Origin of the sequence: Nitrobacter sp. 62-13 (assembly GCF_001896955.1) — a bacterium.
Taxonomy (GTDB): Bacteria; Pseudomonadota; Alphaproteobacteria; order Rhizobiales; family Xanthobacteraceae; genus Nitrobacter.
The window spans coordinates 1-12,910 of record NZ_MKRN01000203.1 but is presented as its reverse complement, the minus strand read 5'-3'; the positions used below and the strand labels follow the sequence as shown (position 1 = coordinate 12,910).

11 protein-coding genes are annotated in these 12,910 nt (G+C 60.1%); 4 read left to right on the top strand and 7 right to left on the bottom strand.

Features of this window, described 5'->3' with window-relative positions; genetic code table 11:
• The first annotated feature begins 47 nt into the window (after positions 1 to 47).
• The 3 genes from BGN91_RS16090 (at position 48) to BGN91_RS16080 (ending at position 7,979) form a co-directional block, all read left to right on the top strand.
• Complete coding sequence (locus BGN91_RS16090) at positions 48 to 863, top strand: isocitrate lyase/phosphoenolpyruvate mutase family protein (RefSeq protein WP_292614874.1); 816 nt, start codon at positions 48 to 50, stop codon at positions 861 to 863.
• A gap of 790 nt (positions 864 to 1,653) precedes the next feature.
• Positions 1,654 to 5,148 (top strand): indolepyruvate ferredoxin oxidoreductase family protein, encoded by a 3,495-nt coding sequence (locus tag BGN91_RS16085; RefSeq protein ID WP_292614872.1) that lies wholly within the window; start codon positions 1,654 to 1,656, stop codon positions 5,146 to 5,148.
• A 149-nt stretch (positions 5,149 to 5,297) separates the two neighbouring features.
• Positions 5,298 to 7,979, top strand: a complete 2,682-nt coding sequence (locus tag BGN91_RS16080) for a PAS domain S-box protein (RefSeq protein ID WP_292614870.1) — start codon at positions 5,298 to 5,300, stop codon at positions 7,977 to 7,979.
• Positions 7,980 to 8,076: 97 nt separating this feature from the next.
• On the opposite strand, the gene BGN91_RS16075 is transcribed toward BGN91_RS16080, so the two are convergent.
• The 5 genes from BGN91_RS16075 to BGN91_RS16055 all read right to left on the bottom strand — a co-directional run bounded on the left by BGN91_RS16075 (position 8,077) and on the right by BGN91_RS16055 (position 11,097).
• A complete protein-coding gene (locus BGN91_RS16075; RefSeq protein WP_292614867.1) occupies positions 8,077 to 8,427 on the bottom strand; it encodes a GrlR family regulatory protein in 351 nt (116 codons plus the stop codon).
• Between the two features lie 311 nt (positions 8,428 to 8,738).
• Positions 8,739 to 9,221 carry an SRPBCC domain-containing protein gene (locus BGN91_RS16070; protein ID WP_292614865.1) on the bottom strand — a complete coding sequence of 161 codons (483 nt, stop codon included), beginning with the start codon at positions 9,219 to 9,221 and terminating at the stop codon, positions 8,739 to 8,741.
• Positions 9,221 to 9,556 carry a metalloregulator ArsR/SmtB family transcription factor gene (locus BGN91_RS16065; RefSeq protein WP_292614951.1) on the bottom strand — a complete coding sequence of 112 codons (336 nt, stop codon included), beginning with the start codon at positions 9,554 to 9,556 and terminating at the stop codon, positions 9,221 to 9,223. Before BGN91_RS16065 ends, BGN91_RS16070 begins: the two co-directional genes overlap by 1 nt.
• A gap of 11 nt (positions 9,557 to 9,567) precedes the next feature.
• Positions 9,568 to 10,248: a glutathione S-transferase family protein gene (locus BGN91_RS16060; protein WP_292614863.1), complete on the bottom strand. Its 681-nt coding sequence runs from the start codon at positions 10,246 to 10,248 to the stop codon at positions 9,568 to 9,570.
• Positions 10,249 to 10,584: 336 nt separating this feature from the next.
• Positions 10,585 to 11,097: a hypothetical protein gene (locus BGN91_RS16055; RefSeq protein WP_292614861.1), complete on the bottom strand. Its 513-nt coding sequence runs from the start codon at positions 11,095 to 11,097 to the stop codon at positions 10,585 to 10,587.
• A gap of 141 nt (positions 11,098 to 11,238) precedes the next feature.
• Between BGN91_RS16055 and BGN91_RS16050 the strand changes: the two genes are divergently transcribed.
• Complete coding sequence (locus BGN91_RS16050; RefSeq protein ID WP_292614859.1) at positions 11,239 to 12,027, top strand: nodulate formation efficiency C protein; 789 nt, start codon at positions 11,239 to 11,241, stop codon at positions 12,025 to 12,027.
• A 119-nt stretch (positions 12,028 to 12,146) separates the two neighbouring features.
• Here BGN91_RS16050 and BGN91_RS16045 read toward each other — a convergent pair whose 3' ends face one another.
• Together BGN91_RS16045 and BGN91_RS16040 are read right to left on the bottom strand one after the other, a co-directional pair.
• Complete coding sequence (locus BGN91_RS16045) at positions 12,147 to 12,299, bottom strand: hypothetical protein (protein ID WP_292614858.1); 153 nt, start codon at positions 12,297 to 12,299, stop codon at positions 12,147 to 12,149.
• 83 nt (positions 12,300 to 12,382) lie between these two features.
• On the bottom strand, positions 12,383 to 12,742 hold the full coding sequence (locus BGN91_RS16040) for a PRC-barrel domain-containing protein (protein WP_292614856.1): 360 nt from the start codon (positions 12,740 to 12,742) through the stop codon (positions 12,383 to 12,385).
• Between the last annotated feature and the right edge of the window lie 168 nt (positions 12,743 to 12,910).

The following is a 12,910-nucleotide window of genomic DNA, read 5'->3' as shown; positions in this document are numbered from 1 at the left end:
GATCGCTTGCACCAGTCGCCTGTCATGTGACGGAAGGAGATTTTGAGATGCCATCGACGGCCGAAAAACGCGCTGCATTCCGCAAACTTCACGAGAGCGGCTGCTTTGTGATTCCCAACCCCTGGGATGTCGGCAGCGCCAAGGCGTTGCAGGGCATGGGCTTCAAGGCGTTGGCGTCGACCAGCGCCGGGTTAGCCTGGTCGATCGGCAAGGCCGACAACCACATCACATTGGACGACGTGTGTGACCATCTGACCGCGCTATGCGCGGCGGTGGATCTTCCCGTCAATGCCGATTTCGAAAATGGCTTCGCCGTCGAGCCGGACGGCGTCGCAGCCAACGTATCGCGCGCGACAAAGACAGGCGTCGCCGGATTGTCGATCGAAGACTCCAGCGGCGACAGCGCCGACCCCCTCTACGACAGGACGCTTTCGATCGAACGCATCCGCGCAGCGCGCAAGGCCATCGATTCCGATCGCAGCGGCGTGCTGCTGGTCGGGCGTTGCGAGGCTTTCCTCTGGGGGATGCCTGATCTCAAACTGACGATAGACCGGTTACAGGCCTATGCAGAGGCGGGCGCCGACTGCCTGTATGCACCGGGCCTGAAATCGAAAGATGACATCGCCACCGCGGTGAAGGCTGTTTATCCCAAACCGTTCAACCTGCTGATCGGTTGGCCGGGACTGAGCGTCGCCGAGGCCGCCGATCTCGGCGTCCGTCGCATCAGCGTCGGCGGCGCCTTGGCGCGCGTGGCGTGGAGTGGCTTTTTACACGCGGCGAATGAGATCGCCGAGAATGGTACGTTCGATGGGCTCGGTGCCGCCCACCCCGGCGGCGAGCTGAATGCGATGTTTGCCGTCTGAAGCTTCTGCGGTGCAAAGAATGGCGAGCGGCAGCGGGGATGCTCGCCGCTCCGGCGCCGAACTCACGGTTACGTGGTGGCGTCGGAGCCGGTGTATTGCTGCTCTGCGGATTTGTCGCCTCCGTTGAGTTGGCCGAGGCGGCGCCGATCGTGACGCCCGGTTGCGTGTTGGAGGGCGTCACCTCACGCTTGCGAGGCGCTGCCGGCGGCTTAGAGGCGTTGTTCTGCGCCGTGTTCGGACTAGTTGATTGCGGTGTGGTCTCACTTGTCTCGATCGATTGCGGTGTGGCCGCCTTCTTTACGGTGGGGCCTGCCGAGGTGTTGAGACCATGGAACACCGTACTGAGGATGACCACGATAGCGGCCGCATGGACGGCGATGCGGGTGCCGCGGGCCGGACGTTCGGCAAGGGCCGGATCGGGTTGCGGTTTATCATCAAGAGGCATGCCTCGTCCCTGTCCTCTATTCTCCGACAAGGCAAATCGTTTGGGTTGTCAGGGTTCCGGCCCGCACAGCAATTGGTCGTGATGCGTGATAAGGCCGCGTTCGGCTTGTCGCCTTCCGTTCATGTCCGACGAGAGACTTGCGGTCATGTCGTTGCCTAAGGAGAGCCTGTTACGACACAAGCTGCTGTCCTCGGCAATTCTTCAGTAACGAAATTGCGCCCTGGGACGCTTGCACCAGATCGAAAAGTTGTAAAGCATTCCGTTGGTGACGTGGCAAAGACTGGTCCTAACGGCTAGGCATAACTACCTGTGAAAGAGCCGTCGCAGCCACGAGCAGAGGGTGCAATGGGAATCGACCAAGGTCCGATCAGTCTCGATCAGAAATACACCCAGGGTACCGGTCACATCTTCACAACGGGCCTCCAGGCGCTTGTTCGTTTGCCGATGGCGCAAATCCGTCGCGACCGCGCCGCGGGCCTTAATACTGCCGGCTTCATTTCCGGCTATCGCGGCTCGCCGCTCGGCGGTTACGACCAGCAGCTCTTCGCCGCGCGCAGCCATCTCGAACGCTACAACATCAAATTCCAGCCCGGCGTGAATGAGGATCTCGCGGCGACCGCGGTCTGGGGTTCGCAACAGCTCCATCTTTCGCCCGGTGCGGCCTACGACGGCGTGGTCGGGATCTGGTACGGCAAAGGTCCCGGTGTCGACCGCTGCGGCGACGTGTTCCGGCACGGCAATGCCGCGGGTTCGGCGAGGCACGGCGGCGTGCTGTGCCTGGCCGGCGACGACCATGGCGCCAAATCCTCCACCGTGCCGCATCAGTCTGACCACGCATTCATCGCGGCGCTGATGCCCTACCTCTATCCGTCCTCGATCCATGAAATGATCCAGATGGGTCTGCTTGGCATCGCAATGTCGCGCTATTCCGGCTGCTGGGTCGGGATGAAGGTCGTTACCGAAACGGTTGAGACCACCGCCGAGATCGACCTGGCCGACGAATTGACACCGTTTGTCATGCCGCCCGATTTCGAGATGCCGCGCGGCGGCCTGAACCTGCGCTGGCCCGACGATCGCTACGATCAGGACCGGCGCTTGCAGGATTATAAGGGTTTTGCCGCCGTCGCGTTCGCGCGCGCCAACAGAATCAACCGCATCACCATGGACTCGCCGCACGCGCGGTTCGGCATCATGGCGTCCGGAAAAAGCTACGAAGATATGCGGCAGGCGTTGCGCGAACTCGGAATCACCGAGCAGATTGCCGCGCGGATCGGATTGCGACTTTACAAGATCGGCATGCCATGGCCGCTGGAGCCGCAGGGCGTGCGCGAATTCGCCGTCGGTCTCGAGGAAATCTTCATCGTCGAGGAACGCCGCGAAATCGTCGAGAACCAGGTCAAGCAGGAGTTGTTCAACTGGCGCGACGACGTGCGGCCGCGCATCGTCGGCAAAATGGACGATCACGACAAGCGGTTCCTGCCGTTCGCGGAGGAATTGAGCGTCGCGTCGCTGGCGACATCGCTGACCGAACGGTTGCTGCGTTTGAACCTCAACCCGGAAATCGCCGAGATGTTGCGCGCCAAGGCCGACTGGTTCAACGGCCGGCAGGCTACGCAAATGCAAGCGGCGTCCCCGATCGCGCGCGTGCCTTATTTCTGCTCGGGCTGCCCCCACAACACCTCGACCAAGGTGCCCGAAGGCAGTCGCGCCACCGCCGGCATCGGTTGCCACTACATGGCGATCTGGATGGATCGCAATACAGAAACCTTTACCCACATGGGCGGCGAAGGCGCGCCGTGGGTCGGAATTGCGCCGTTCACCAATGAGAAGCACATCTTCGCCAATCTCGGCGACGGCACCTATTTCCATTCGGGAAGCCTCGCGATCCGCCAGGCGGTCGCTTCCAAGGCGAACATCACCTACAAGATTCTCTATAATGATGCCGTCGCCATGACTGGCGGCCAGCATGTCGATGGCGATCTGTCGCCGCAGCGGATCACCTTTCAACTTCACGCCGAAGGTGTCCGCGACATCTATCTCGTCTCCGAAAATCCGGACGCTTACCCGGCCGCCGATATCGCGCCGGGGACCCGAACCGCGCATCGCGACGACCTCGATACGGTCATGAAAACCTGCCGGGAGACCAAGGGCGTTTCGGCGATCGTGTTCGTGCAGACCTGCGCCGCCGAGAAGCGCCGGCGACGCAAACGCGGCACCATGGAAGATCCGCAGCGCCGCGTTCTGATCAATCCGGCCGTCTGCGAGGGCTGCGGCGACTGCTCCGTGCAGTCGAACTGCATTTCGGTGGAGCCGCTCGAGACCGAGATGGGACGCAAGCGCACCATCAACCAGTCGTCGTGCAACAAGGATTATTCCTGCATCAAGGGCTTCTGCCCGTCGTTCGTTACGGTCGACGGCGGTCACCTGCGCCAGCGTGCGCCAGCGGATCTCGGCGCGATCGGAGAACTGCCGGAACCGCCGTCGCGGCCATCGCTGGAGCAGCCGTACAACATTGCGGTCGGAGGCGTCGGCGGCACGGGCGTGCTGACCATCGGCGCACTGCTCGGCATGGCCGCGCATATCGAAGGCAAGGCCAGCATGATCCTGGACATGTCCGGCCTCGCCCAGAAGGGCGGTGCGGTTCTGAGCCATGTCCGGTTGTCGCGGAATCCTGCCGAGGTAACCTGTTCGCGGATCGTCACCGGTACCGCCGATCTTGTCATCGCCGCCGATGAGGTGGTTGCGGCGGCCAAGGACACGATGACGCTATGCGAGTCGAGCCGCACGCATGGCGTCATCAACACCCATCTTATTCCGACCGCGGATTTCGTCCTCAACCGGGACTTCAATTTTCAAAGCGGCAAGGTCGGCCGCGTCCTTGAAACGGCGCTATGCAAGGACGCGACTTTCATGGACTTCACCACGCCGGCCGAGTTATTGCTCGGCGACTCCATTGCCACCAACATGATGATGATGGGATATGCCTATCAGAAAGGCCTGCTGCCGCTGACGGCGGAAGCGATCGAGCAGGCGATCGGGGTGAACGGCGTCGCGGTCAAGATGAATATCGAGGCGTTTCGGCTCGGACGGCTTGCAGTGATCGACTCTGCGCGCCTCACGGAGATGATGAAGGGAAATGACGAGCCGAAAGCGGTGAAGACGCTCGAACAGATGTCGCTCGACGAGATTGTCGCGCACCGCTCGGCCTATCTTGCCGACTACCAGAATAGAAGGCTTGCGGAGAAATATCGCGTGATGGTCGATCGCGTCAGGAACGTGGCGGTGCAAGGCGGTTATGGCGACGCGTTGCCGCGGGCGGTCGCCGTCAATTACGCAAAGCTGCTCGCCTACAAGGACGAGTACGAGGTGGCGCGGCTCTACACCGACGGCCACTTCGAAAAGCAGCTTGGCGATCAGTTCGAGGGCGACTACAAGATCAGCTTCCATCTCGCGCCGCCGATGTTTTCCAGCAAGACGGATGCGCTCGGGCGCCCTGTCAAAAAGTCATATAGCGGGTCACGGATGATGCCGGCCTTCCGTCTGCTGGCGAAGATGAAGGGCCTGCGCGGTACCGCCTTCGATGTGTTCAGCTATAGCGCCGAGCGCAGGCTGGAGCGCGATCTGATCGCAGGGTACGAGAAGGACGTCGCCTTCGTTCTGGACAGGCTTTCGCCGGCCAATGCCGAGGGCGCGGTCGAGTTGCTGTCGCTGCCGGATCGCATTCGCGGCTACGGTCCGGTCAAGGAAATGGCGGTGGCCGGCGCCAGGATTCGCCATTCGGAGTTAATGCGCGAGCTTGCGGACACTCCACCGGCGCCACGGCAGATCGCCGCGGAATAAGACGACGGCGGCGTAGCTCTCCAAGGACGCGCGCCGGTTCTCCCAAATATTAACGTGGCGGTTGCCCCGCCGGGTTAACAACGACTCGATGTTTCCCGCAGCGGCAATCCGGCCTATATTGAACCGTCGGGAGGGCGGTCCAAAGCGCCATGCAATCCAGGTTCGGAGCACTTGTTCAGCGGATGCGATCGTCATCGCTGTCGATCGGTCAGATTACCTTCGGCGGATTTTTGCTGGTGCTGTCGATCATCGCGATAACCAGCGTGGCCAATGTTGTCGCGACCCGTCATCTCGATAATACCTTCGCCGAGTTGCAGCGGCTGGACAAGGTCGGCGACCTTGCCGAGGAAATCGATCGCCGCATGAACGAGCTTCGTCTTGCAGCGCGAGACTACGTCACCGATCCCGGCGCGCAGTCCGGCCAGGTGTGGGGAGCCGCATCATCGCTCAATGAGGTGCTCAAGAAGACCCGCATCGAGCTTGCGCCGGAACAGCAGGAGATGATCGACGGCGTTACGACACGGTTGGAAGCTTACCGTAGCGGTATCGCCCGGGTGAGTGACCTGATCGCAAGCCGCGCGCAGTTGATCGAAACTCTCCCCCGGCTTCGCGAGAAGCTCGAAGCCGTAACCGAGCAGGCTGCCGATCAGTTGGCCTCAAAAACGTTGTTTCGGGCCCAGAGCGATGTCGCCGCAGCCCTGCTCGGGCATGACCCCGCTGCTGCAGAGCAATCGGCGGAAAAGATGCGCGCCATCCGGATCGGCACACCTGCGGTACGTGATGCCGTCGAGGCCTATGCCGACGCCGTTATCGCAATATCCCTGCGGGAGCGTCAGATCGCTGATATCGACCGGGATGTGTTGGGCACCGAAGGCAGGCTGATCGGCCGGGTCACCAAATTGTTGCGCGAACTCAGCGCGCAGCGCGAGCAGGTGCTGTCGCGCGATTTCGCGCGGACGCTAGCCGAAACCAAATGGCAGAGCATCGTTTTCGGCAGTGCGGGAATCATAATCGGCTTGCTTGCCGCCATGTTCGTGGTGCGGCGCACGATCCGGCCCTTGAAGGCCATCGCGCGAGCGATCCGGAGAGTGGCGGGCGGCGAAAAGGAAACCTCGATTCCCGCAACGCACGTCGATAACGAGATCGGCGATATCGCGCGCGCCGCCGAAGTGTTTCGCCGGACGCTTGCTGAAGCCGACTCGGCGCGGGAAGCTGCCGTTCGCGCGCTCTCCGAGCAGCGGCTCGCCGAGGAGAGCTACCGCAAGCTGTTCGAAGGATCGGTCGATGGCATCTATGTCACGACGCCGGCCGGTCAATTGCTTGACGCCAATCCGGCGTTGGCGCGGATCATGGGCTATGACACGTCAGAAGATCTGATCCGCGATATCGGCGATATCGCGCAGACGATCTATATCGACCCGAAGGCGCGCGTTGAATACCAGTTGCGGATGGAACGCGAGGGGACGGTTCGCGAGTTCGAGTATCAGGTCCGTCACCGCGACGGCAGCATTCTCTGGCTTTCCGACAGCGCGACCGCCGTGCGCGATGAGAACGGTCTTATCGTTCGCTATGAAGGCGTGGTTCGCGACATTACTGACCAGCGGCGGGCCGAGGAGGCGATCGCGGAAGGACGGCGCGTGCTGCAACTCGTCGTCGACACCGTGCCGGCGGTGATCAACGTCAAGAACGCCGACCTGCGTTATGTGCTGATGAACCGTTACATGGCAGGCATCTTCGGGATCGAGCCCGCAGATGCGATCGGCCGAACGACGAGCGATCTGATGTCGCGTTACGGAGCTGCCAAGACCGACGAAAACGACAAGCGTGTTCTTGAGAGCGGCAAGGAGCTTGGCTTCTACGAAGAGGAATACGAGGATTCGTCGGGCGCGATGCGACAATGGCTGGTCAACAAGCTGCCGATCCGTGGTGCCGATGGTCGTATCGAGAACATCGTCACGGTCGCGCTCGACATCGCCGACCGCAAGCGCAACGAGCAGGAAATGCGGCAGGCCAAGGATGCGGCCGAAGCGGCGCTGCGCAACCTGCGCGAGACCCAGAACTCGTTGATCGAGGCGGAGAAACTCGCGGCGCTCGGCCGTCTCGTGGCGGGCGTCGCTCACGAAGTCAACAATCCTGTCGGCATCAGCCTGACAGTAGCGTCGTCCCTGGAGCGCAAGATCGCGGTGTTCGCCGAGGAAGTCGAACGCGGCGAGCTGCGGCGCTCGAGCCTGAACGATTTTGTCGCGACCAATCGCGATGCGGCCTCGCAGCTTGTCGCCAATCTCAATCGCGCGGCCGAACTGGTTCAATCGTTCAAGCAGGTTGCCGCCGATCGTAATTATTCGGACAAGCGGATTTTCGACCTCGGCGAACTCACCGAGCAGGTCGTCATGAGTCTGCGTCCGGGCCTGCGCAAACAAAACGTGACGCTGACCGTCGATTGCGAACCCAATCTTATGATGAACAGCTATCCCGGCCCTTACGGGCAGGTGCTCACCAATCTGTTTCTCAACTCGTTGGCGCATGCGTTTCCGGACGGCGAGGGCGGCGCGGTTGATATCAACGTACGGGAAGTCAACCAGGACAATGTCGAGATCCTGTTTTCCGATAACGGATGCGGCATGAGTCCCGATGTCCGGCGCAAGGCTTTCGACCCGTTCTTTACCACGCGGCGCGATCAGGGTGGCACCGGTCTCGGCTTGCATATCGTTTACAACATCGTGACGAACCGTCTCGGCGGGCGCCTCGATCTCGACTCGGGATCCGGAGAGGGCACGCGGATTCGCATCGTTTTGCCACGCATCGCTCCGATGGAGCTGGCAGCGGAGTAGCAGCCCGGACTTGCGTATACCCAGCGTTGTTCGCGGCAAATGCGCAGCGAAGGTGCGTGCGATGGACTTTGGCCTCAAAATCGCGAGCGTCGGAGCGTCAGTCCGTATCGGCCAATTTGCGCAGCGTCGCCTGAAAAATCTGGCTGGCCTTTCCGACCAGAGCCGTGCCGTTCATCGTGCCGGTCGTATCGGTGAATGTGCCGGTCACGCCGACGCCCACGGGTTCAGTGCTGCTGAACAGCAGGTTTCCGTCAGGGCTCGGCGTGTGGCACTGGACCAGAACCTCGCCCCTGAACGTACCGTCGCTTTTTGTGAAATAACTGCCGGTATAGAACAGATAGGCATCGCCGCCGAGGATCTTGCCGTCGCGAAACATCACGACTCCGCTGCCTTTGCCCACACGCCCGTCAAGCAAGGCGACATGAACCGAATACAGCCCATTTTTCATGGTGTTCCGCTCTTAACCCGGCATTTTGTCTTGTCCCGGCGCCATTATGTCAAAGAGGGCGTGAGCGCGTCAATGCGACAGCGCATGAGGAACTTTGAGATAGCGACAAGGTGCGACGCATCACGCCGGTGCAGCGAACCTCGGAGACAGGATATTCTTCTTAACCTTTACTTCACGGTGCGCCGATGGGATCGTGTACTGACGACGAGGGAAGGTCCTCTCATGGCGAAGGCGGCTCGTCGCGATCAACTTCCGGACCATGCGTGACTTGCGCTGAAAATTTCGCTCGTTTCCCTTAACAGGGCATGGGATCACTCAGCCGAAGCTGCTCCGCGCATCAACGACGCGGCCATGACCTCACGGAGGCGTTCGAATCCAACGCCGGTGCCGCTCTCGCGAAAGTCGCCATCCCTGGCGTCGTTGAAAACGGCCTGCTCTGTGAACGTCATAATCGTCCCGCCGGCCGCTCCCGTAAACTCGACCGTCACCAGGGAGGATGAGATGCTTCTTTCGCCCGAGCGCATCGCGTAGGCGTAGACGATGCGCTGGCGGGGTGAGATGTCGAGGTAGTGGGCGAGCATCGCATGCTCTGTACCACTGGGAGTTCGCCAGATCAGCCGCTCGCTGCCGCCCATCCTGAAATCGAAATGGTCTTCGGTAACTTGCCAATCGGGATGACAGGCGCTCCAGAGCCGCTTCAACCGGTGATCCGACCAGAAACGGAACGCGTGCCCCGTTCCACCGGGTAGATCGCGCGTGATGACGAACGTACGATGATCCACACTGACGCCCATCAATGATCCTTTTCTTCGGGCACTTCCGCCATCAACGACGATAATCGGTCGAAGGCGGCGTTCATCTCCGCATGTCGCTGTTCGATCCAACCGTTGATCGCGTGAAAGGCGTCCTGTCGCATACGATAAGTCCGAACCCGTCCGACTTTCTGGGAGACCACGATGCCGCCCTCCTCAAGGACGCGCAGGTGCTTGAGAACCGCGGGCAGGCCCACATCGGCCGACGCTGCCAGTTCCTTCACGGAAGCAGGGCCCTTGGCAAGCTGCTCGACGAACTCCCTTCGATATGGATCGGAGAGAGCGTGGAATACCCGATCGAAGCCGGCCGCGGGCAAAGCGGTCACCGCTACGTTTGAAGGTAATGCTTCGGCATCGCGTCCCGGAAGGGGAACAGGGCAAAGTAGGGCCGAGCTTCGGCGATCACGCGGCTGGCTGACGGACGCTGCATCAGGCGCTCCAGATATGCGGCCACATGTCGCTGGTCGCGGGAAAACGGATGGACGATGGACGCGAAGAAGAGTGCAGGCAAAGCCGAACAGTCCGCCATGGTGAAGTCGTCGCCGGTGGTCCAGTGCTTGTCCCGAATTTGGTCTTCGATCATCGAGTAGGCCTGGTCGAGCGTCGATCTCGCTTCGCCAACACCAAGAGGATCGCTTGCATTCGCCGGACGGATTTTGTCCGTGACGATCTTCTGCATCGGCACACTCACATAGAGATCGAAAAAGCGATCCCACAGACGCACCTGTAATTGCTGCTCGGCATCGCTGGGCAGCAGCCGAACAGGTCCCGGGTAGTGTGCCTGCAGGTACTCGATGATGATGCTGGTCTCCGGGACGATGCGCCCTGTCACACTGTCATGGAGGACCGGGATCTTTCCCACCGGCCATCGTTCGAGATGAGCGGCCGCCGAGCCAGAATCTGCGAAATCGACTGTCTGACTCTCGAAAGCGGTTCCGTTTTCGTATAGTCCGATCAGCACCTTGTGGCAGAACGAGGCCAGCGGGTGCATGTAGAGCGTGAGCGTCATGGCGCGCCAATAGTTTCCTAATATGGAAACTTATAGCGCAAGGCAATTGTCCCGACAACCTCGGGAACTCAGTTTTCCGGTCGATGCCAGTGCATTGGCCCAGCGACGTCAGTCAGCGGCGGCGGGTTCGTCGTGCAGCCGTTTTTCTGAGGGACGCCTGTTTCTGAGGGACGCATGTCCTCGAGCGGATCCCCCGGATAGGCCGACCTCATCCTCAAAACGCAAATAAAATCATTGAGCCCCGCTTCTGATGAAATCAGAAGCGGGGAGGCTCGCGATCCATTTCAATTTGGAATCGCTCTGACGGGCCGTGACTTCGCGGCGAAGATGACTGCACTATCTCTTTGAATGCGATTTATGCGAGCTTGATTTGCTCTCCGATGCTGTCTCGGACGCGACCTGTTGCGAAAGCTGATCGAAGCGTGTCCGCAGGTTTCCTACATCCGTCTGGAGCGACTCGATGGTCGTCTTGACAGACTTCGGAGTGGTCCCGGCATTGTCTAGCTTGGTCCTGAGCGCGTCGAAATCGGACGCCTTGAACGTGCCCAGTTGCGTGTGCATGGCGGCGAGCCGCGATTCCAGTCCCTTGATCTGCGCCTCGATTTGCGAAGTATCTACGGCTGGGGCAGGAGCTTGCACCTTGGCTTCGAGCGCGGCCATTCGCTTGTCAAGTCCGGCGACCTCAGCTTCGGAGGCGACTGCCGCTTTCGGTTTCGGCGGAGCTTCTGCCATCGCTTTCGACGGAAGCGGGGCGCCGGAACTCCATACCAAGCCCACGCTGCCGAAAAACACCGCGGCGAGAATGACAATGCCACCGATCAACCGACTAGAGTGGTTGTGTTCGTCCATCACGTGCCTCCCTCTTGTGTTGTCTTGTTGACTTCGCTCCCTTCGGGCCAGTTGTCGACTATGACCGCTCTGCGACTATTTGTACAGGGGTAAGAAGACACCCGTATGTTTGGATGATGCAAATTGATTGGGACAGTCCGTATGACTCATCGCTGGCCGTTGCTCTTTGCTACGTTGGTAATCGCAAGCGCAATTTTCGGTTATGGGCATGCCGAAGAAGACGCCTTTATAAAACGCATCAAGACGACCTGGCGGGCCCAGGACGGAGCGACGATCGATGAGATACTGTCCCGTGTTTCCGAGGTCGCCCACTTCGTCCCGAGAGAGTGGGACAGCGAACAGAAGCATGGTTCCGACGATTTCGCGTCCCTTTCCTGGGCCAGAAGTCCAAGCGACACGCGTGACGACGAACACGAAATTACATGGGACGTTTCGGCCGATGGTGTGGTGTCACTCGGGCCGGCCCGAGTGAGGACGATGGAACTCGGCTGGCGACCCTTTGCGCTGTCGCTTATTGCCCGCGAGATCGCGGACGGATATCCGCAGCCCAACGTGGCCTTCCTGCACGATGCGTCCAACTACGACTTTGTCGCTACCGCACAGGGTGGACTGGGCGATCTTTTGAAGAAAGGACGTTGCACGATCGGCAACCCTGTCTCGCTTGACTACGTCGTTCTGCCGGAAAAGATGGCGAAGGATGATCTTTGGCGGCTACAGCTTTCGGTGAATTGCGACATTACAGGTCCGTCGTACTTCACGCATAGCGGCGTCATTATTTTTACAAAGATGAATCGTGATGAATGGCAGCCCGCTTCGTTTTTTGCTCGCCGTATCGCCAAATATCCTCCCGGCCATTGGTTCGAGCAGGTAGAGCCAGACGAACAGCGAACCTTCGATGCGGTTCGCAAAGTGCTTAAGGGCGGGAAATAACGTCAGGCTCCTGCCGCACGCATCCGCGACGTTTGCGCACGGAAAATACCCAGGTCGCAAGAAAAACCCGCCGGATATTCCGGCGGGTCAATTGACGTTGAGAGGAGCCCTGTTTGGACTCAGGCTCCGAAGTACACGAGGTAAACAATCACGAAGGCAGCTACGACCAGTCCAGTTCCGGCGACCAACACGTTACGTACCGTGGGTCCGCGTTCTGCTCCTCGCGCTTCTCTTGCAGTCTCGACGATATGTCCGTCTTCAATCTTTGCCATAATCCCTCCTTAGCATGACTTGCTGACATAAAGTGGAATGGCCACAATCTTGGCCCGTCCATCTGCATCTCATCCAAAGCGATCTAGCCTGGACGTATCACGACATCGTTGTAGTAGTCGTCCAGCTCTGCGCGTCGGGCTGACCAGTCATACAACTCGGAGCCGTGCTTCGGTGCGCCCTTCAGCCGATTTCCGCTTATGTCGCTGCGGTAGCCGCCAAGCTCGGAGTCATATCTGAGCACTTTCCACGGCACCGGGTAGTGATCGTTGCCAATTCCCATGAACCCACCGAAGCTCAGAACGGCGTAAGCAATCTCTCCGGTGCTCTTGTCGATCATGACGTGTTCTATGGAACCTATCTTCTTGTCTTCGGCACCATAGATGGCTTTCCCCGACTCTTTGTCGCTGGAGATCAGGTTTCCAGTATTTGCTTCGACAGCCATCAGTTTCTCCTTCGCTAGAAGGGATGCCAACGTTTGCAGATGAGATTGGTTCACAGGTTCCAGTGACGCTTTCATTCGGAACGGAGCAGCGCAGCGCGGAGTTGTTCGCAGGGCATCCCATTCAAAAGGAGTATCGAATGACTATGCGCAAAGTTGTCCTGACCTTGG